At 36.8% G+C, this 19955-nt stretch carries 19 protein-coding genes; 15 read left to right on the top strand and 4 right to left on the bottom strand.

Annotated elements, in window-relative coordinates; genetic code table 11:
• Positions 1-63: 63 nt before the first annotated feature.
• A complete protein-coding gene (locus tag FG382_RS10180) occupies positions 64-993 on the top strand; it encodes a class I SAM-dependent methyltransferase (RefSeq protein WP_142538796.1) in 930 nt (309 codons plus the stop codon).
• A gap of 63 nt (positions 994-1056) precedes the next feature.
• On the opposite strand, the gene FG382_RS10175 is transcribed toward FG382_RS10180, so the two are convergent.
• Positions 1057-1509 carry a universal stress protein gene (locus FG382_RS10175; protein ID WP_142538795.1) on the bottom strand — a complete coding sequence of 151 codons (453 nt, stop codon included), beginning with the start codon at positions 1507-1509 and terminating at the stop codon, positions 1057-1059.
• A 384-nt stretch (positions 1510-1893) separates the two neighbouring features.
• Here FG382_RS10175 and ald point away from each other — a divergent pair, with 384 nt between their 5' ends.
• From ald to crcB (FG382_RS10160), 3 genes are all read left to right on the top strand, one after another.
• Positions 1894-3009, top strand: a complete 1116-nt coding sequence (ald, locus tag FG382_RS10170) for an alanine dehydrogenase (RefSeq protein WP_142538794.1) — start codon at positions 1894-1896, stop codon at positions 3007-3009.
• A gap of 73 nt (positions 3010-3082) precedes the next feature.
• Positions 3083-3445 (top strand): fluoride efflux transporter CrcB, encoded by a 363-nt coding sequence (gene crcB, locus FG382_RS10165; protein ID WP_229677401.1) that lies wholly within the window; start codon positions 3083-3085, stop codon positions 3443-3445.
• Entirely contained in the window at positions 3442-3795 is a 354-nt protein-coding gene (crcB, locus tag FG382_RS10160) for a fluoride efflux transporter CrcB (protein WP_142538792.1), read from the top strand. Before crcB (FG382_RS10165) ends, crcB (FG382_RS10160) begins: the two co-directional genes overlap by 4 nt.
• Before the next feature lie 28 nt (positions 3796-3823).
• Here crcB (FG382_RS10160) and FG382_RS10155 read toward each other — a convergent pair whose 3' ends face one another.
• Entirely contained in the window at positions 3824-4918 is a 1095-nt protein-coding gene (locus FG382_RS10155; protein WP_142538791.1) for a M24 family metallopeptidase, read from the bottom strand.
• A gap of 113 nt (positions 4919-5031) precedes the next feature.
• Between FG382_RS10155 and FG382_RS10150 the strand changes: the two genes are divergently transcribed.
• Together FG382_RS10150 and FG382_RS10145 are read left to right on the top strand one after the other, a co-directional pair.
• A complete protein-coding gene (locus FG382_RS10150; RefSeq protein ID WP_142538790.1) occupies positions 5032-5721 on the top strand; it encodes a metal-dependent hydrolase in 690 nt (229 codons plus the stop codon).
• Between the two features lie 55 nt (positions 5722-5776).
• The gene (locus tag FG382_RS10145; RefSeq protein ID WP_142538789.1) at positions 5777-7084 is read left to right on the top strand and encodes a DRTGG domain-containing protein; all 1308 of its coding nucleotides are present in this window, start codon (positions 5777-5779) and stop codon (positions 7082-7084) included.
• A gap of 88 nt (positions 7085-7172) precedes the next feature.
• Here the strand turns inward: FG382_RS10145 and FG382_RS10140 are convergent, their stop codons facing one another.
• Entirely contained in the window at positions 7173-7481 is a 309-nt protein-coding gene (locus FG382_RS10140) for a YtpI family protein (protein WP_142538788.1), read from the bottom strand.
• 105 nt (positions 7482-7586) lie between these two features.
• Here FG382_RS10140 and FG382_RS10135 point away from each other — a divergent pair, with 105 nt between their 5' ends.
• From FG382_RS10135 to FG382_RS10100, 8 genes are all read left to right on the top strand, one after another.
• On the top strand, positions 7587-8516 hold the full coding sequence (locus tag FG382_RS10135; RefSeq protein ID WP_142538787.1) for a DHH family phosphoesterase: 930 nt from the start codon (positions 7587-7589) through the stop codon (positions 8514-8516).
• Positions 8517-8531: 15 nt separating this feature from the next.
• Positions 8532-11591, top strand: a complete 3060-nt coding sequence (dnaE, locus tag FG382_RS10130) for a DNA polymerase III subunit alpha (protein ID WP_142538786.1) — start codon at positions 8532-8534, stop codon at positions 11589-11591.
• A 109-nt stretch (positions 11592-11700) separates the two neighbouring features.
• Positions 11701-12345, top strand: coding sequence for a FadR/GntR family transcriptional regulator (locus FG382_RS10125; RefSeq protein WP_188713335.1), 645 nt, complete (start codon positions 11701-11703; stop codon positions 12343-12345).
• Positions 12342-13211 (top strand): acetyl-CoA carboxylase, carboxyltransferase subunit beta, encoded by an 870-nt coding sequence (accD, locus tag FG382_RS10120; protein WP_142538785.1) that lies wholly within the window; start codon positions 12342-12344, stop codon positions 13209-13211. Before FG382_RS10125 ends, accD begins: the two co-directional genes overlap by 4 nt.
• Positions 13205-14158 carry an acetyl-CoA carboxylase carboxyl transferase subunit alpha gene (accA, locus tag FG382_RS10115; protein ID WP_142538784.1) on the top strand — a complete coding sequence of 318 codons (954 nt, stop codon included), beginning with the start codon at positions 13205-13207 and terminating at the stop codon, positions 14156-14158. Before accD ends, accA begins: the two co-directional genes overlap by 7 nt.
• A gap of 86 nt (positions 14159-14244) precedes the next feature.
• Positions 14245-15204 (top strand): 6-phosphofructokinase, encoded by a 960-nt coding sequence (gene pfkA / locus FG382_RS10110; RefSeq protein ID WP_142538783.1) that lies wholly within the window; start codon positions 14245-14247, stop codon positions 15202-15204.
• Positions 15205-15244: 40 nt separating this feature from the next.
• Positions 15245-17005: a pyruvate kinase gene (gene pyk / locus FG382_RS10105; RefSeq protein WP_142538782.1), complete on the top strand. Its 1761-nt coding sequence runs from the start codon at positions 15245-15247 to the stop codon at positions 17003-17005.
• Between the two features lie 275 nt (positions 17006-17280).
• Positions 17281-17673: an FxsA family protein gene (locus tag FG382_RS10100; RefSeq protein WP_142538781.1), complete on the top strand. Its 393-nt coding sequence runs from the start codon at positions 17281-17283 to the stop codon at positions 17671-17673.
• Here the strand turns inward: FG382_RS10100 and FG382_RS10095 are convergent.
• Positions 17651-18625 (bottom strand): AI-2E family transporter, encoded by a 975-nt coding sequence (locus tag FG382_RS10095; RefSeq protein WP_142538780.1) that lies wholly within the window; start codon positions 18623-18625, stop codon positions 17651-17653. The genes FG382_RS10100 and FG382_RS10095 overlap by 23 nt on opposite strands.
• A 191-nt stretch (positions 18626-18816) precedes the next feature.
• Here FG382_RS10095 and citZ point away from each other — a divergent pair, with 191 nt between their 5' ends.
• Complete coding sequence (citZ, locus tag FG382_RS10090) at positions 18817-19932, top strand: citrate synthase (protein WP_142538779.1); 1116 nt, start codon at positions 18817-18819, stop codon at positions 19930-19932.
• Positions 19933-19955: the final 23 nt, after the last annotated feature.

Below are 19955 nucleotides of genomic sequence, written 5' to 3'. Positions count from 1 at the left end.
TAGCAGGGAGCTTAAGCTCCCTGCTAATTCTAGTTTAGTGGGTTTTATTTGAGGGATGTATATATGCATACAAATGTAGAACAAATTTTTACGTTTATCGATCAAGAAAGCACATTTATAGAAGAACAACAATCAGCTACTTATTTAGAAGGAGTAGTATATGCATTAGAATTGTGGTTAGAACAGAAAAAAGTACCTGTAATAACTAATCCAACAAAAGAACAAATTCGAAAAGCGATTCAATTGGCGATTTTAAAAGGAATGAAAGCAAGTTCCCAAGTGAATCACCAAATGACACCAGATGCTATTGGACTGTTAGTAAGTTATTTTGTCCAAGTAGTAGCAAAAGACAAGAAAGAATTGTCAATTTTGGATCCCGCGTTTGGAACGGGAAATTTACTATACACTGTAATGAATGCATTACCTTTTGAAAATCATGCTTATGGTGTAGAAATTGATGAGCTATTAATCCAACTGGCAGCTCAAACTGGAGAATTGCTTACTCATGATATTCAGCTATTCCGTCAAGATGCATTAAAACCGTTGTTAATTGATCCCGTCGATATAGTTGTAAGTGATTTACCCGTTGGATATTATCCAGATGCCGAAACTGCCCAGGACTATTTTTTGCATAGTACAGAGGAAATGTCTTATGCACATCATTTATTCATCGAACAATCGATGAAGCATGTTAAACCTGGTGGATATTTGTACTTTTTAGTGCCAAACACTATCTTTGAAACTAAACAAGCGCCACAGCTTCATAAGTTTATTAAGGAAAACGGATGGATTCAAGCGGTCATTCAATTCCCAACTTCGATTTTTAAAACGAAAGGGCAAGAGAAAAGCTTGCTGATTTTGCAAAAGAAAAGCGATGAATTGAAAGCTCCACGGGAAGTGTTGCTTGCAAAAGTTCCGAATATGACCAATAAAGAAGCGATGGAATTATTTTTCCAAAAAGTGGACATTTGGCAAGAAGAAAACGCAAAATAAGAGGGTAGCCCTAATGCAGGGCTACCCTCTAGCTAATTTCTAGTTTTTTTGAACACGCTTTTCTTAGTCTGGAATTTCTTCCGTACGAACAACTAGTACGTCACAAGTTGCAGAGCGTACAATGTACTCCGAAACACTTCCGATTAAAAATCTTTCCATAGCATTAAGACCAGTAGCACCACAAATGATTAAATCTGCTACTACTTTTTTTGCAAGGTCTTTAGAAATCATCGTTTTAGGAGAACCATATTCGACGATGACATTTACATGTTGAACTCCGCCTGCTTGTGCCTCTATTTTATAACCTTCTAACAATTCTTCTGCGAACGATTGTGCTCGCTCAGCTATAGAACGGTCATAAGCTTCGATGGCAGCAAACGATCTTGTATCGATAATATTAACGAGATTTAATGTCGCACTGTTTCTCGCTGCGATAGAAACTGACTTTTTAAATGCGTATTCCGCTTCTTTTGAACCGTCTACAGCAACTAGAATTTGTTTATATTTTAATGACATAATAAAAACCTCCTTATTCTTTGTATATATATATTTCGATATATATTGACATATTCCTGCTTATTTTCATTATTTAATTTTACAAAGTTAAAGTGTTTGAACTTAACGAGTTCTACCTTATTCCATGGCACTTATTGCTTGAGAATGATGTATTAATTATTCCGTCTAAGCGTACCAAAAATGAACAAGCGCAAAATGAGGTTTTAGAGCGTTTAGTATGAAATTTTAGTGGTATAATTTAATTAATATAAAATGGTCCTTATATAATTAAATTATTGAAGCATTATGAATATAGAAGTGATAGAATGGAATTGTCGAAAGTGATTTATTATGCTTGGCGAATCATTTATTCAACAATATCGGATTACATAGGGGGATATAGAAATGCGTATTGGAATTCCGAAAGAAACGAAAAACAATGAAAACCGTGTGGCAATGACGCCGGCTGGGGTAGTAAGTTTAACGCATTATAATCATGAAGTATATATTGAAACAGGAGCAGGCTTAGGTTCAAGTTTCACCGATCAGGATTATATAGACGCTGGGGCAACCATCGTTCAAACAGCACAAGAGGCATGGAATCAAGAAATGGTTATGAAAGTAAAAGAACCTACACATGCGGAATTTGACCTTATACGAGAAGAATCTATTCTTTTCACTTATTTACATTTAGCGCCAGAAGATGATTTGACAAGAGTACTTCTGGAAAAGAAAGTAAACGCTATAGCATACGAAACGGTTCAGCTTCCTAATAATACTCTACCATTACTGTCACCAATGAGCGAAGTAGCAGGACGTATGGCAACTCAGATTGGTGCACAATATTTAGAGCAAATTAACGGCGGTAAAGGAATATTGCTTGGTGGGGTGCCAGGAGTTCCTAGAGCGAAGGTAGCTATTGTAGGCGGTGGTATTGCGGGAACTAATGCAGCAAAAGTGGCAGTAGGTATGGGTGCACAAGTGACGATTATTGACTTAGATCCAAATCGTCTTCGTCAATTAGAAGATTTATTTGGCAGTCATGTTCAAACTTTAATCTCTAATCCATATAATATCGGAGAAGCAGTAAGAGAGGCTGATTTAGTCATTGGAGCTGTTCTTATTCCGGGGGCAAAAGCACCGAAGCTTGTTTCAGAGGAAATGATTAAATCTATGTCTCCAGGTTCAGTTGTGATCGATATTGCTATTGACCAAGGTGGTATTTTCGAAACTTCTGACCGTATTACAACACATGATAATCCAACATATGAAAAGCATGGTGTAGTACATTACGCTGTTGCGAATATGCCAGGAGCAGTTCCTAGAACATCTACAATGGCTTTGATCAATGCAACAGTACCTTATGCGCTTCAAATAGCAAATAAAGGCTATAAACAAGCTTGCTTGGATAACCTTGCATTACAAAAAGGTATTAACACATTAGCAGGTCATGTAACATTTAAAGCAGTTGCTGAAGCACAAGGATTACCTTATGTAGATGTAGCAACTCTTTTGAATTAATAGTAGGACATCATATCACCCAACTCTGTTTAAAGATTTGGGTGATTTCTAATTTTGTAGCAAGATGGAGTGGATGCAATTGATTTATTTTTATATTGGATTAGCTGGAGCTTTAGGTGCCATTTCACGTTATTTAGTAGGAATCTTCTTTTATTCAAATTCATCCTTTCCTTTTGCAACATTACTCGTGAATCTAGTTGGTTGTTATGCTTTAGCATATTTAAGTTCTAGAAAATTTTCTTTTTCTAGTCAGTTAAAGACGGTGATTGGTACAGGTTTTATAGGTGCCTTTACTACTTTTTCAGCTCTAAGTGTAGAAACTATTCGATTATTTGAACAAGGGAAAGTATTGCTTGCTTTTATGTACATTATTGTAAGTATACTCGGTGGTATTTTTATGAGTAATTTAGGATGGAAAAAAGAGGTGGTCGAATGAGTGTCTATTACATGCTTGCTGTAGGAGCTGGAGGTTTTTTAGGTGCAATTACTAGATATTATATCTCTCAGAAGTTGAACAAAGCGGAATCAGATCGTTTACCTATTGGAACACTTACAGTTAATCTGCTTGGCTCTTTTCTTCTTGGGTTCATTTTGAGTGTAGGATTAAAGGATATTTATACTTTACTTATTGGAACTGGCTTTCTTGGAGCTTTTACCACTTTTTCTACACTTCACAAAGAGCTATTCATCCTTCAAAAGTATCCTCGCAAGTGGTTAATATATTTTGTTGTTACTTACAGTGGAGGACTAGTATTTGCATTTATAGGATATCTATTGGGAAAGTAAAAAGCACCCATTGAAGAGTGCTTTTTCATCAAGAAATTATTTGTAAATCTTTCGGAAACTTTGTTAAAACTTCCACGCCGTCTGCTGTTACAACCACGTCATCTTCAATGCGAACGCCTGTGATTTCTGGGTGGTAAATACCAGGTTCAATCGTAAATACCATACCAGTTTCTAATTTCATCTCATTGACACCTGTAATAGATGGGAATTCATGTACAGAAATTCCAAGCCCATGTCCTAAACGATGGGTAAAGTACTCCCCATAGCCTGCGTCTGTAATAACATCACGTGCTATTTTATCCAGCTCCATCGCAGTAATTCCTGGTTTTACGGCTTGAACAGCAGCTTCTTCTGCTCGTAGAACTGTTTCATAAATTTCTCGTTTATCAGCTGTTGGTTCACCAAATGCAACTGTGCGTGTAATGTCTGAGCAATAGCCATTATAAACTACCCCAAGATCTAATAAGATAAAGTCGCCTTTTTGGATTTTACGCTCTCCAGGTGTACCATGTGGAGAAGCAGTTTTTGGTCCACTTAATACCATTGTATCGAAAGACATTTGAGCAGCGCCTTTTTCTTTTACAGCTAGTTCGATTGCGTTTAATATTTCTAACTCCGTTTTACCTTCTGCAATTTCTTTGCATCCGACTTCAATTGCAAAATCTGCAAGTTCCGCAGCTTTGCGCATATTTACTAATTCCTCTTCGGATTTGATTACACGAAGATCGTTTATTTTCTCATCAATTCTAGAAACTTGTAGATTGGGAAGTCTTTCTATTAAAGCTTCTAATCTTTCGACAGTTAAATGGGCTTTTTCAACTGCAAGCGTTGTAATATCCCCTGCTTTTTCTTTCATTGTTTGAACAACAATATCCCATGCGTTATCTGTATCTTGATGTCCAACAATCTGACCTTTCCAACCGGAAGCTTTTGCATCTGGGATTTCCATTTGCGGACAAATGATAAAAGGCTCTGCATCTTTAAAAATTGCGACACCAAGTAAGCGTTCATGTGGATTACTGCGGAAACCAGTAAAGTAAAATACATTATCAGGAGTGGTGATGAAAGCTGCTTCCATATTGTTTGTTTGTAAAAAGTTTTGGATTTTTTTGACTTGATTCATACTGACACCTCTTTTAAATTTATAAATTAAGGATAGCAGAATAAAGGAATTATCGCATCTACGTAGAATCAATACTGTAAGAAGTATAATAATTTTTAAGGAGAGATGACAACATGAATATCAGTTATCACGGACATTCAGTAGTAAAAATTCAAACAAATACACATACAATATTAATTGATCCTTTTATAAATGGAAATGGACAAACTGATTTAAAGGCTTCGGAAGTAGCGGCTGATATTATCTTATTGACACATGGACATAATGATCATGTAGGGGATACTGTTGAGATTGCCAAAAGAAGCAATGCGTTGGTAATTGCGCCGTTTGAGCTTGCAGAGTTTATAGAATCTCAAGATGTTAAAGTGCATGCAATGGGGATAGGTGGTTCAAGAGAATTTGAATTTGGTACAGTAAAATTTACCCAAGCATTCCATAGCTCCTCATATACGAAGGAAGATGGTCAATCCGTTTATACTGGAATGCCTGCTGGAATACTACTTACAGTAGAGGGAGAGACAATCTATCATGCAGGGGATACCTCTTTGTTTGGCGATATGAAGTTAATCGGTGATAGAAATAATATTAAAGTTGCTTTCTTACCTATTGGAGATAATTTCACGATGGGGCCAGAGGATGCTGCCTATGCTGTAGAATTATTAAAACCTGAAATAGTCGTACCAATTCATTACAATACTTTCCCACCAATCAAACAAGATCCAAATAATTTCAAGGAATTAGTAAAATCAGCCGATGTTCAAGTTTTAAATGCAGGAGACAGCGTACAACTGTCACGTGATTAGAAAAAAAGGAAAATGTGGTACAATAAACGTATAACAAGCGTTTGGATGTGACTACATGACAACAAAACACGAACAAATATTAGCGTATATAGAAAAACTGCCAGTTGGAGATAAAATATCGGTTAGGCAAATTGCAAAAGACTTAGTAGTTAGTGAAGGAACTGCCTATCGTGCCATAAAAGAAGCGGAAACTAGAAGGCTAGTTAGTACGATTGAACGAGTAGGAACTATACGAATAGAGTTAAAGAAAAAAGAGCATTTTGAACGGCTAACTTTCGCAGAAGTTGTAAATATTGTAGATGGACAAGTCTTAGGTGGTAAAACGGGTCTTTATAAAACGTTGAACAAATTTGTAATAGGTGCCATGCAATTAGAAGATATGATGCGATATGTAGAGCCTGGTAATTTACTCATCGTAGGGAATCGCTTAAAAGTTCATGAAACCGCACTACAGGCAGGAGCGGCAATACTTGTAACAGGTGGCTTTGATGTTCCAGAGCCTACAAAGAAACTAGCTGATGAATTCGAATTGCCAGTTATCTCAACAAGTTATGACTCATTTACGGTTGCAACGATGATTAATCGTGCAATTGACGACCAATTGATTAAAAAAGATGTACTGCTTATTGAGGATATTTATATTCCTTTAGAAAAAACATCGTTTCTACGTACAAGCGATCATGTAAAGCAATACCGCGAATTGAATGATGAAACAACCCATGGTGGATTTCCAGTGGTGGATAAAGCCAATAAATTAGTAGGAATTGTCACAGCTAGAGATGTAATCGGAAAAGAAAATCATGAACTTATTGAAAAAGTTATGACGAGAACACCCATATCTATTACGATGAAAACGAGTGTAGCTTCGGCAAGCCACCGGATGATTTGGGAAGGAATCGATTTGTTGCCAGTTGTAGGAGATAACAATAATCTAGAAGGGGTTATTAGCAGACAGGACGTATTAAAAGCTTTGCAAGCAGCGTCTAGGCAACCTCAAAACGGAGAAACTATTGATGATATTGTGAAACAGCAAATAAAAGCAATTTCTTCAGAGGAGTTTATCTTTGAATTTGAAGTAACCCCTCAAATGACCGATCATTTTGGTGCTATGTCTTACGGTGCATTTACAATACTAGTAACGGAGACAGGCTCTCAAACGTTGAAAATTAGAAAACGTGGAGAAAGTGTTGTCGAGAATATGACGATTTATTATACGAAGCCCATCCAGTTGGAGAGTATACTTCGAGTACATGCTCGCGTTTTAGAAATGAGTAGAAAAGTGGCAAAAATGGACCTAGAAGTTTTCAACGAAAAACAATTAGTAGGAAAAGCAATGGTGACGTATCAGTTATTGGAGAGATAAAGTGAAACTTCAATCAGTGGGGGTCTTACTGCCCGTTAATGCGGGATAAAAAAATGATGCAGCTGTTAAAGCTGCATCATTCTAATACTTATTGATTTAACGTGAGTTCCTCTTGAACAAACTGTCCGTAATGCTTACTTGCTTTATAATTATGATACATAAAATAACCACCAAGTAAAACAAACAAACCAGTAACAGCATACGTAACAGAGGATTGGTAAATTACTAAAAAGTTAAGACCGAAGAAAAACATGAACGAACCAAGGCATACAGCTGCCCTTGCAGCAAACCATTTTTTTCGAATCGGTAAATTTGTTCGTAACTGTTTTGTTTTAAAATAGAAATACCAAACAAATGAGATAACTATTGCACATATCAATATTCCATTAAGAATCATTATGAACCTCCAATAAAGTGAAACTTCCATCATATCCTTCTATTATTGTAATAGTAAATTTCAAAAAATGCGAATGGTAAACCTGACTAACTGAGGAGAAATGACATGAAAAGACAAATCATCGACACAATCGAACGCTATGACAAAATAATAATTCACAGACATGTGAGACCTGATCCGGATGCTTACGGGTCTCAAATTGGTCTGAAAGAGTTAATATCTTTAAACTATCCGAACAAAAAAGTGTTAGCAACGGGAAAACATGAACATACATTAGATTTTCTCGCTCGTCCTGACACTGTGTTGGATGAGGATTTTCAAGATGCATTAATCATTGTTACAGATACAGCGAATACGGAAAGAATTGATGACGAGCGTTATAAGCTAGGTAGCTATCTGATAAAAATCGACCATCATCCAAATGATGATGCGTACGGTGATTTACTTTGGGTCGATACAAATGCAAGCTCTGTAAGTGAACTGATCTGTGAGCTTTTCACAGAAGCAAAAGACTATAAAAACTGGAAGATGAATGCGACAGTTGCAAGACTTCTATATGCAGGGATTGTTGGGGATACTGGTCGATTTATGTTCCACAGTACAACAGAGCAAACGATGAGATTCGCAGGCCAATTAATTTCTTATGGATTTGATCGCACGGAACTATTTAATGGAATGTATGAAGTAGAAAGCAACCTGCTTCAGTTAAAAGGATATATATATGCAAATTTTGAAATGGATGACAACGGTGTTGGGCATATGAAACTAACGCGGGAATTATTAAAGGAATACAATGTATCCGATTCGGAGGCTTCCTTATTAGTTAGTGTGTTAGCCGATGTCAAAGGGATGAAATGCTGGGTATTTTTTATAGAAGATACAGATACCATTCGTGTTCGCTTGCGATCTAAAGGTCCCGTCATTAACACAGTGGCGAAAAAATATGGTGGTGGGGGTCATCCACTTGCTGCCGGAGCTTCTGTACAAACTTGGGAAGAAGCAGATTTGGTAATTGAAGATTTAAAAAAGCTGTAAATTGAGGTGTGTTATATGGAAACAGTATATCCACAAATTGTAACATCAGCGGATATGCTGAAAAGTACAATTCAATTGGAGCCACTTATAGAAAAGTTAAAAAGTAATCACGCAAAGGCAGTCGCCATTACAAATAGTACTTTGTATGGCATAATGCCTTTTTGGCATGCAATGAAAAACCAACAAATTCATCCAGTGATTGGACTGTCGATTCATGTCCAATTAGACGATAAATGTGTCCCACTTGTTCTATATGCGGAAAATATTAAAGGTTATGAAAATCTACTGAAAATTTCAAGTGGTTTAGAAACAAGGGAATTAACAGAACTACCTAAAAAATGGCTTGCAGCTTATAAGGATGGGATCATTGCAGTTTATCGAGGAGATAAACAATTTTCTGAAGAGGCATTAAAGGAGTTAAAAGATTTATTTAGAGATAATGATTTATTTATTGGAATAGAACGAATAAATGGGATAAAGCAAGATTTCGAAGATGAAATAATCAAAGCATCGAAGCAATCCTCCGCTAATATTACTGTTTATCATAAGAGCCGCTATTTACAAAAAGAAGATGCGTTTGCCTATGAAGTATTGAACGCAATGGATCAATCTTTAAAAATGTCCGATCGAAATCGATTAAAACCTCCGGAAGATACCTATCATGTTTTGACAGAAAAAGAGTGGGCGGAATGGTTCTCCGATGTACCTGAATGGCTTGGAAATACGCAAGCTATGCTAGAAAGATGTTGTGTAAATTTCGATAAACAATCGCCTATTATGCCGAAATTTCCCTTACCTGATCAGCAAAGTGCAAAAGATTATTTGCGAGCACTTTGTGAAGAAGGTTTAAACCTTCGTTTAGGCGAAGTGACACAAAATTATAAAGAACGGCTTCATTATGAACTTCATATTATTAATGAGATGAATTACGAAGACTATTTTTTAATCGTGCAGGATTTTATAAAATTTGCCAAAAGAGTGGGCATTTTAACCGGTCCGGGTCGAGGATCTTCCGCAAGTTCACTTGTCGCCTATTCTCTTTTTATAACAGATGTGGATCCTCTCGTATATGGTCTTTTATTCGAACGATTTTTAAATCCCGAACGAATTACAATGCCGGATATTGATATTGACTTTGCGGATTCAAGAAGAATGGAAGTTATTCGATATGTTGCCGAAAAATATGGTAAAAACTATGTATCACAAATTATTACGTTTGGTACATTATCCGCGAAGTCAGTGGCGAGAGAGGTTGCGAGAATCTTTGGCTTTGAATCGTCAACATTAGAAGCTATTTCTTCTTTTATCCCAAACAAAAATGGCATAACTTTGAAAGAAGCTTATGCACAATCACAAAAATTACGTGAGTTTATCGAAACAGAAGAAATACGAAAAAAGTGGTTTCAAGTTGCACTAGCATTGGAAGGACTACCTAGAAACGCCTCTACGCACGCTGCGGGGGTTGTACTATCACCGGTTCCATTAGTAGACGTAGTTCCAATTCAAATGGGGCATGATGATCTATTTTTAACACAATGGCCGATGAAAGAAGTGGAACAGGCAGGCTTGTTGAAGATGGACTTTCTTGGTCTGAGAAACTTAACGATTATTGAACGAATTTTAAAGATTATCCATAAAAATAACCATCATTCATTTTCGCTAGCTACTATCCCTTTCGATGATAAGCGTACATTTCAGCTATTACAAAACGGCGATACGACGGGTGTCTTTCAACTAGAGTCTGAGGGAATGCGACAATCTCTAAAGCAAATCCAACCGACAAAGTTTGAAGACATTGTAGCAGTAAATGCTCTTTATAGACCAGGGCCAATGGAAAGTATTCCACTTTATGCAAAACGAAAACGAGGACAACTACCGGTGACATTTGAACATCCGGTTTTACAGCCGATTCTGCAAGAAACATATGGAATAATCGTCTATCAGGAGCAAATAATGCAAATCGCATCTCAAATGGCAGGCTTTACTTTTGGAGAAGCCGATTTACTCCGTCGAGCAGTAAGTAAGAAAAATCGAGAAGTCTTGCAAAAAGAAAGAACGCATTTTGTACAAAAAGCAATTTTACTAGGTCATTCCGAGCAGGCTGCTTCATCTGTATATGATCTAATTGTTCGCTTTGCAGATTATGGTTTTCCTAAAAGCCACGCGGTAGCATACAGTGTCATCTCGTATCAAATGGCTTTCTTAAAAGCACATTTTCCGGAAGCTTTTTATTGTGCATTACTAAGTACAGCAACTGGCAATCAAGACAAGATTAATAAACTAGTAATGGAAATGAAGCAAAAAGGAATTCCTATACTACCGCCCTCTATTTTTAATAGCAGTACTTTTTTTACAGTGGAAAACGATGGTGTAAGATTCGGTTTGCAAGCGATAAAAGGTGTTTCACATGCATTTATCCAAAAGTTATTGCAACAAAGAAGGAAAGGAACAAGGAAGTGGGAGGATCTCTTTGACCTTGCTGCTGATTTATCAGCGATTCATTTTACTAGGAAAAATATAGAGCCACTCATCAAAGCAGGAGCACTGGATCATTTCCAGGAAGAGCGATCTACCCTCCTTGCAACACTTGACGCAGCAGTGAAATATGCGGAACTTGTTAGCCCGACAGAGGAAACTGATTTATTTGAAGGAAATGCGACCCATTTTGGAAAGTCAAAATATATTCGAACGGATGAATTGCCGCTTATGGTCAAACTTCAATTTGAAAAAGAAGTATTAGGTCAATATTTTTCAGAGCATCCTACAGTTTCAAAGAAAAAGCACATGGCACAACAAATTACGAATATTTGGGATGTCGTCCAAGCTTCGAAAGATTGGAAAGTTACCATAGTAGGATTGATACAGGAAATAAAAAAAATTCGCACGAAAAAAGGCGAATCGATGGCTTTTGTCACGATACAGGATGAAACAGGAAGCGTTTCTGTCACGCTATTTCCAGAGGATTATGCAAAATATAATTCTTTGTTGGAAGAGCTAGCAATCATTGTAGTGGAGGGGAAATCGGAGCGACGTAATGGTCGAACTCAAATAATAGGAAAAGTAGTTTCAAGATAAACTGTACATTCCTAGTACAGTTTTTTCTTTACGAGACTCTCATTTTTTTGTATGCTATTAACTATGAGTGGTCAGACCACTTTGTAATTAATGGAAGAGTGAGGCTTGAATGATTCCAAATAATAACTCCAGGAAAATGTTTTTAGAAATAGTTAAGCAACTAAGAAAACTCATTCATGATGAAAATATTGCAGTTGGTGGAAAACTACCGTCTGAAAGAGAGCTTGCAGAACGACTACAGGTTGGTCGATCCACTGTTCGAGAAGCGCTTAGAAGTTTAGAATTGCTTGGAATAATAGAAACAAGAAGAGGAGAAGGAACCTTTCTTTCTGATTTTCGCAAACATCAGTTAGTGGAATTATTATCTACTTTTATATTACAGGATGTTAAATCCAAAAAAGATGTTCATACTACGATGCAAGCATTAGAAAAAGATGCAATTCGTACGATATGTATGTCAGATGTACTTCATAAACAATCAATATGGGATGCTTTCTTAGATAAATTACAAGAGGAAGTACTTCAAGAAGATATTATTCGAGAAATTATCATTATATCTAATAACCGCCTAGCCTTGAAAATATGGTTTTTATTGAAACAGTTTGCTGATGAACCTTATCGCAGTTTTATGAATGTAGAAGAGAAGAAAGCCTGGAAGCTACTTTTGACCAATTTAAAAATTGGGAATGAGCAACAAGCAATATCCTATTACAATGAATGGAAATTGTTAACGAATAGGGGAGAAATAAAATGATTCGAGATATATTTAGAAAAAACCAAAAAAAGAAATATGCAACAATACCAACAGAAAAAGCGAAAAATGATGTGCCAGAAGGAATTATGATGAAATGTCCGGAATGTAGAAAAAATGTCTTCACTAAGGACTTGATGAAAAATTTAAAAGTTTGTCCTACTTGTGATCATCATATGAAAATGACTGCACAGGAACGAGTAGAAATCTTTTTAGACGAAAACACATTTGAATCAATGGACGACCATTTAGAAACAGTAAATCCATTAAACTTTCCTAGCTATACAGAAAAAATCAAATCGGATGCAAAGAAAACTGGTATCAATGAAGCCGTCCTTACTGGTGTTGGTCAATTAGAAGGGCAAACAGTAGTTGTAGCAATTATGGATTCCCATTTCAGAATGGGTTCTATGGGCTCGGTTGTTGGCGAGAAAATTACAAGAGCTATTGAAAAAGCAACGGAGCTTCAAGTTCCATTTATTATTTTCACAGCAAGCGGTGGAGCTAGAATGCAAGAAGGTGTTCTATCGTTAATGCAAATGGCGAAAACTTCCGTAGCATTAAGAAGACATAGCGATCACGGCCTTTTATATATTTCCATTTTAACGCATCCAACTACAGGCGGTGTTTCAGCAAGCTTTGCTTCAGTAGGAGATATTAATATTGCTGAACCAAAAGCACTAATCGGATTTGCTGGTCGTCGAGTAATTGAACAAACAGTTCGTGAAAAACTTCCGGAAGATTTTCAAACCGCAGAATTTTTAATGGAACATGGTCAATTGGATGCAGTAATTCATCGAAAAGATATGCGTGAAAAAGTGGCAACACTTGTCCAAATGCATATGAGTAAGGAGGTTTCTACATGGTAAAAACATTGCCCTTTGAAGAACCAGTTGTTCAGCTAAAAGCTAAAATAGAAGAATTAAAAGAGTATACGGTAAATGCAGAAGTGGATATGACTGCAGAAATAGAAAATCTAGAAAAAAGATTACAAAGATTAGAAAAAGAAATTTATGAAAACATGGAGCCATGGGATCGTGTACAGGTTGCTCGTCATCCTAGCCGTCCGACAACAAGAGATTATATTCAATTATTATTTACAGATTTCATCGAGCTACATGGCGACCGTCTGTACGGAGACGATGCAGCAATTATAGGTGGAATTGCCTTATTCGATGGTAAACCTATTACGATTATTGGTCATCAACGTGGCGCTGATACTAAAGAAAATATTAAACGAAATTTTGGTATGCCTCATCCAGAAGGGTACCGAAAAGCACTACGTTTAATGAAACAAGCAGAAAAATTCAATCGCCCGATTATCTGTTTTATCGATACAAAAGGGGCTTATCCAGGTAAAGCAGCAGAGGAACGTGGACAAAGTGAAGCGATTGCTAGAAATTTAGTGGAAATGGCTGGTTTAAAAGTACCGGTTATTAGTGTTGTCATTGGAGAAGGTGGAAGTGGTGGTGCGCTTGCACTTGGCGTTGCAAACCATATTCATATGCTAGAAAACTCCACTTATTCGGTTATTTCTCCAGAAGGAGCAGCATCGATTTTATGGAAAGATGCATCACTCGCTAAACAAGCCGCGGAAGCGATGAAAATAACTGCACCTGATTTGAAAAAGATGAATATCATTGATGGAGTTATTCGCGAGGTTTATGGCGGTGCTCATAGAGATTCAGAGGCACAAGCAACGTATATGAAAGAAGTTCTTCTAAACTCTTTACGTGAGCTTTCCAAGCTTTCTGCAGAACAATTAATCGTTGAGCGTTATAATAAGTTCAAACATATTGGAGAATTCACCGAGTAAAAAAATGCGTCTATAGTGACGCATTTTTTTTGACTCCATTCATGATAAGATGAAATTATTAAATATAAAAGTTTGGAGGAACCATTGTGAAGCGTATAGGTGTATTAACGAGTGGTGGAGACGCGCCAGGGATGAATGCTGCAATACGTGCTGTTGTAAGAAAAGCAATCTATGAGGGGCTCGAAGTTGTAGGAATCTTTCATGGGTATCAAGGGTTAATCGATGGGAATATGGAATTATTAAATTTGGGCTCGGTAGGAGATATTATTCAAAGAGGTGGAACTAAGCTTTATTCCGCGAGATGTCCAGAGTTTCGAACAGAGGAAGGCCAACAAAAAGCAATCGAACAATTAAAAGCAAACGGTATTGAAGGGCTTGTTATTATCGGTGGTGATGGTTCTTACCGTGGTTCGATGACGTTAACGAAAAAAGGGTTTCCTTGTGTAGGAATACCTGGCACGATTGATAATGATATTCCAGGAACAGATTATACACTTGGTTTCGATACAGCACTTAACACCGTAATAGATTGTATCGATAAAATTCGCGATACTGCCACTTCTCACGATCGAACTTTTATTGTTGAAGTAATGGGGAGAGATGCAGGAGATTTAGCTTTGTGGGCTGGTTTAGCAGGCGGAGCAGAAACCATTATTATTCCAGAAGTAAACATGAATATGGAAGAAGTAGTGGAACGTTTAAAAAGCGGAACTTCTCGTGGAAAAAAACATAGTATTATTATTGTGGCTGAAGGGGTTATGAGTGGATCAGAATTTGCTGCTAAACTAATGGAGCATGCAAATATTGAAACCCGTGTTTCCGTTCTAGGGCATATTCAGCGCGGGGGATCCCCGACTGGTCGTGACCGAGTGCTTGCAAGTATGTTTGGTGCAAAAGCTGTTGAAGTTTTAATGGCCGGTAATGGGGGACGTGCAGTTGGCATACAGAACCATGAAGTGGTAGACTATGATATGAATGAAGCATTTGAAAGAAACGAAGTATTCGATAAGGATATGTATCAATTATCGAAAGAATTATCTATTTAAGACCAGATAATAATTCTTTTACATAGAAAGGATTTGGACAATGAGAAAAACAAAAATAGTTTGTACAATAGGGCCTGCAAGTGAATCTGAGGAAAAGTTAGAAAAATTAATCGAGGCAGGGATGAATGTAGCCAGATTAAACTTTTCACATGGCAGCCATGAAGAACATGCTGCAAGGATTAAAACAATTAGAAAAGTGTCCAAAAAAGTAGGGAAAATTGTAGGTATTTTATTGGATACGAAAGGGCCGGAAATTCGTACACATAAAATGGAAAATGACGCAATTGAACTTGAGTCTGGTCAAACAATTGATATTTCTATGACAGAAGTTTTAGGAAATACGGAACGTTTTTCTATTTCATATGAAAAACTAATAGAAGATGTACAAGAAGGTTCTATAATTTTATTAGATGATGGTTTAATCGAATTAATCGTTACGAATATTAATATGTCTGATGGTATTATCTCTACGTATATTCAAAATGCTGGCACATTAAAAAATAATAAAGGTGTAAATGTTCCAGGAGTTTCTGTACAATTGCCAGGAATTACTGAGAAAGATGCGAAAGATATTCTATTTGGAATAGAGCAAGATGTAGATTTCATCGCAGCATCTTTTGTACGTCGAGCAAAAGATGTACTAGAAATTAGAGAGTTGCTTGAAAATAATAAAGGTTCACACATTCAAATCATCCCGAAAATTGAAAACCAAGAAGGTGTCGATAACATTGATGAAATTATTCAAGTTTCGGACGGTTTAATGGTTGCAAGGGGAGATCTTGGTGTAGAAATTCCAGCAGAAGAGGTTCCTTTAGTACAAAAAAGTCTTATTCAAAAATGTAATGAAGCAGGAAAACCAGTTATTACAGCAACCCAAATGCTAGATTCCATGCAACGTAATCCAAGACCAACTCGTGCGGAAGCTAGTGATGTTGCAAATGCCATTTTAGATGGAACAGATGCTATTATGCTATCAGGTGAAACTGCGGCAGGTACCTATCCTGTAGAAGCTGTTCAAACAATGGATAAGATCGCAAAAAGAACAGAAAATGCAATCGATTATCGTGGACATGTATCCAAGCTAAGTAAAGCGCGTGACGTTAATTTAACAGATGCCATTGGACAAGCTGTCGCTCATACTGCGATTAACTTAAAAGTAAAAGCAGTAATTGCTCCTACAGAGAGCGGTCATACGGCTAAAATGATTGCTAAGTTTAGACCAGGAGTTCCAATCATCGCAGTGACGTCTTCTGATTTGCCGTCTAGAAAGCTAACCCTAGTATGGGGAGTTTACCCAATCGTTGGGAAAAAAGCTTATTCAACCGATGAAGTACTAGAAACAGCAATTGAAGAAAGTATTGTCCACCAATATGTAAACCATGGGGAATTAGTTGTAATTACTGCAGGAGTTCCAGTTGGTGAAGCGGGTACAACAAACTTGATGAAAGTTCATGTAATTGGTGACAAGGTTGCTAAAGGGCAAGGAATTGGGAAATCCTCTGCACATGGAAAAGCCATTGTAGTCAATAATGCAACTGAGCTGGCAGGACAGGACACAACTGATAGTATTATTGTTACGATTGGTTCTGATCGTGATATGGTTCCAAGTATTGAAAAATGTAAGGGGCTTATCACGGAAGAAGGCGGATTGACTAGTCATGCAGCAGTTGTCGGGCTAAGCTTAGGAATTCCGGTCATCGTTGGTGTAGAAAATGCCACCAAATTAATAACAGATGGTCAAGAATTAACAATAGATGCAATCAGTGGGGCAATTTATAACGGTCACGCTAGCATTATTTAAAAAATTGCCTCACCGTTTAAGGTGGGGCAATTATTCTAGGAGATCTAGCTCCAGCGCCTTACCCCTCGGGGTCAAATGTGAAAAAGCTGCTCCTGCGCACAGCTCGTCGCAAACAAAATCGCTTGTGGTGGCTGAGGAGCTGCCTACTTGACCCGCACGATGCGGGTTATGTCTGCTTTGCCACAGGATGTGGCATACTTTGCAGACCTACCACGTCCCCATTTGCCTGTCGGGGCAGACATAGGCGCTTGCGCTTTTCATAGGAAGGTGAATTTATGAAATGGATTATAGGCTTAATCATAGTTATTCCAGCAATAGAGTTATATATATTGCTGCTATCTGGTAGAACGATTGGAGCAGGGTATACATTACTCTTGATCCTAGCAAGTGGAATAATTGGTGCGTATTTTGCAAAGAGACAAGGAATGAGAGCCTTTCGAGAAGTTTCGGATAATATCAAAAACGGTCAAGCGCCAGGTGAGGTTGCTATTAATGGAATTTTCATTTTTATTGGTTCTATCTTAGTAATACTACCTGGTTTTATTTCGGATCTCCTTGGCTTTATGTTGTTATTTTCCCCTACAAGAAACCTATTTAAACCGCTACTCTATCGCTGGATACGTAAAAAAATGAAAAATGGTCAAGTTATCGTGATGAAGTCTTCGTAAGGTTTTCCCACTTGTTTGCGACCAAGTAAATAAATGGGCTAAATAATATTCCTATAAATCCAAAGATTAAAATGGCTGCCGCGCTTAGAAAGAATACGTGGACGGCCTTTATTTGCATAGAGGAAGACCACAAAACATTTTCTACAATATGCCTAGTTAACTGAACAAATATATATAGTAGTAAAACGATTATCCCGGCCATTCGTTGCTCCATCAAAAAAAAGTAAACACTAAGCGGTATTAATAGTATGCCTGTTCCTAAAAAAGGGATGCTATCTACTAACGATACGAGAAACGCATATTTTATAGGATTAGGGAAACCTAATAATTTGAATCCTATTGCTAAAAGAACAAATGTCAAAAAAAACAGCTTTAACTCTACCGAGATAAATTTATTCATGACGCCAGATGATTTTTTTAGCGCTCTTTGAGAGAAATTTCGTGCTTTTTTAGGAAAGTAAACGAGAAACCAAAGACGATCTTTCGTAGATTCGTATAAAGAAAAAAATAAGCCAATACTAAATAAAAAAACTTCAAAAAAATAAGAAGGTAAATTTGTCAAATTTAATAATAAATCATTCAGTAGTTTGTTTAAAAGGTTTTGAAACTTTCCTTCAAAAAATAGGAAAATAGGATGCTGTTTCAACTCGACAAATGGTAATAACAAAATATGCTCATGAATAAGCGGAAGAATATCAAGGAGAGCTTGTACTATTACAAATAAAAATAATATAAAACTAGACAAAATAACTGCTTCTGTTAACAGGACACTAATAGTAACAGGTAGTTTCATATTTTTATAAAAGAAATTTGTAATAGGATATAAAAAATAACCACATATAATCGCTAAAGATAAAGGGTAAGCAACAAGTGAAATTAGTATAATAATTCCAAATGGTATCCAAAGCGACATAAATTCTTTCTTATTTATTTGTAGAGTAATCATTTTCATCCATTCTTTTCAAAAAATTAGGATATACAAACATTATTTTTTAATAATTTTAAGCGTTTTCATTCACAAAATCGCCAAATATGATTATACTAGAATTGTAAGGCTTAAAAGGTACATAATATATACAGGTAATATTTCGTCCAACGGTTAAGTGGAGCGAATTGTTATACTGTAGAAGGGGAGATTTCGAAATGACAACAACTCGTGGTTTAGAAGGTGTTGTAGCTGCGGAGACTGCCATCAGTTCTATCATTGATGACACACTTACATACGTTGGCTACAATATTGACGATTTAGCAACAAATGCAAGTTTTGAAGAAGTAGTATATTTACTATGGCATAAACGCCTTCCAAAAGCAGATGAGCTAGCAGAACTAAAGCAACAATTAGCTGATAATATGGCTGTTCCTCAAGAAGTTTTAAATCATTTCAAAACGTATCCGATTAATAATGTTCACCCCATGTCTGCTCTAAGAACAGCAGTATCTATGCTAGCATTATATGATGATGCTGCAGAAGATATGTCCGACGAGGCTAATTACTTAAAAGCAATTCAATTACAAGCAAAACTTCCAACATTAGTAACAGCATTTTCACGTGTTCGTAAAGGCTTAGAACCAATTGCACCTAAAACTGATTTAGGATATGCTGCAAACTTCTTGTACATGCTATCTGGTGATCTTCCAGATGACATTGAAATAGAAGCTTTTGACAAAGCACTTGTACTACATGCAGATCATGAGTTAAATGCATCTACATTTACTGCACGTGTTTGTGTAGCTACGCTATCAGATATGTATTCAGGTGTAGTAGCAGCACTTGGTGCCTTAAAAGGTCCACTTCACGGTGGTGCAAATGAACAAGTTATGAAAATGTTAACTGAGATTGGTTCATTAGAAAATGTGGACAAGTATATTAATGAAAAACTAGAAAACAAAGTAAAAATTATGGGCTTCGGTCACCGTGTATATCGCAAAGGGGATCCACGTGCAAAACACTTGCGCGAAATGTCTAAGAAACTTACTACGCTTCGTGGTGAATCAAAATTATATGATATGTCTGTACGTATTGAAGAAATCGTTACTGGACAAAAGAATTTACCACCTAACGTAGATTTCTACTCTGCTTCTGTGTATCATTCATTAAACATTGACCATGATTTATTTACACCTATTTTTGCAGTTTCACGTGTGTCTGGTTGGACTGCCCATATTCTTGAACAATATGCTAACAACCGCTTAATCCGCCCTCGTGCAGATTATGTTGGACCTGGTTTGCAAACATATATTCCGATTGAGGAAAGATAATCTTATTAAAATTTCGCTTTAAC

Origin of the sequence: Psychrobacillus lasiicapitis (assembly GCF_006861795.1) — a bacterium.
Taxonomy (GTDB): Bacteria; Bacillota; Bacilli; order Bacillales_A; family Planococcaceae; genus Psychrobacillus; species Psychrobacillus lasiicapitis.
The sequence above is the reverse complement of the archived record's forward strand: the minus strand, read 5'-3'. Positions and strand labels throughout refer to the sequence as shown.

What these genes read in the sequence shown, in the direction of transcription:
- FG382_RS10145 (WP_142538789.1), top strand. Translation starts at nt 5,777, where the DNA reads ATGACAACAAAACACGAACAAATATTAGCGTATATAGAAAAACTGCCA.
- FG382_RS10175 (WP_142538795.1), bottom strand. Translation starts at nt 1,509, where the DNA reads ATGTCATTAAAATATAAACAAATTCTAGTTGCTGTAGACGGTTCAAAA.
- FG382_RS10100 (WP_142538781.1), top strand. Translation starts at nt 17,281, where the DNA reads ATGAAATGGATTATAGGCTTAATCATAGTTATTCCAGCAATAGAGTTA.
- pyk (WP_142538782.1), top strand. Translation starts at nt 15,245, where the DNA reads ATGAGAAAAACAAAAATAGTTTGTACAATAGGGCCTGCAAGTGAATCT.
- accD (WP_142538785.1), top strand. Translation starts at nt 12,342, where the DNA reads ATGATTCGAGATATATTTAGAAAAAACCAAAAAAAGAAATATGCAACA.
- dnaE (WP_142538786.1), top strand. Translation starts at nt 8,532, where the DNA reads ATGGAAACAGTATATCCACAAATTGTAACATCAGCGGATATGCTGAAA.
- citZ (WP_142538779.1), top strand. Translation starts at nt 18,817, where the DNA reads ATGACAACAACTCGTGGTTTAGAAGGTGTTGTAGCTGCGGAGACTGCC.
- FG382_RS10150 (WP_142538790.1), top strand. Translation starts at nt 5,032, where the DNA reads ATGAATATCAGTTATCACGGACATTCAGTAGTAAAAATTCAAACAAAT.
- FG382_RS10095 (WP_142538780.1), bottom strand. Translation starts at nt 18,625, where the DNA reads ATGAAAATGATTACTCTACAAATAAATAAGAAAGAATTTATGTCGCTT.
- FG382_RS10125 (WP_188713335.1), top strand. Translation starts at nt 11,701, where the DNA reads ATGATTCCAAATAATAACTCCAGGAAAATGTTTTTAGAAATAGTTAAG.
- FG382_RS10180 (WP_142538796.1), top strand. Translation starts at nt 64, where the DNA reads ATGCATACAAATGTAGAACAAATTTTTACGTTTATCGATCAAGAAAGC.
- FG382_RS10140 (WP_142538788.1), bottom strand. Translation starts at nt 7,481, where the DNA reads ATGATTCTTAATGGAATATTGATATGTGCAATAGTTATCTCATTTGTT.
- crcB (WP_142538792.1), top strand. Translation starts at nt 3,442, where the DNA reads ATGAGTGTCTATTACATGCTTGCTGTAGGAGCTGGAGGTTTTTTAGGT.
- crcB (WP_229677401.1), top strand. Translation starts at nt 3,083, where the DNA reads ATGCAATTGATTTATTTTTATATTGGATTAGCTGGAGCTTTAGGTGCC.
- accA (WP_142538784.1), top strand. Translation starts at nt 13,205, where the DNA reads ATGGTAAAAACATTGCCCTTTGAAGAACCAGTTGTTCAGCTAAAAGCT.
- ald (WP_142538794.1), top strand. Translation starts at nt 1,894, where the DNA reads ATGCGTATTGGAATTCCGAAAGAAACGAAAAACAATGAAAACCGTGTG.
- FG382_RS10155 (WP_142538791.1), bottom strand. Translation starts at nt 4,918, where the DNA reads ATGAATCAAGTCAAAAAAATCCAAAACTTTTTACAAACAAACAATATG.
- FG382_RS10135 (WP_142538787.1), top strand. Translation starts at nt 7,587, where the DNA reads ATGAAAAGACAAATCATCGACACAATCGAACGCTATGACAAAATAATA.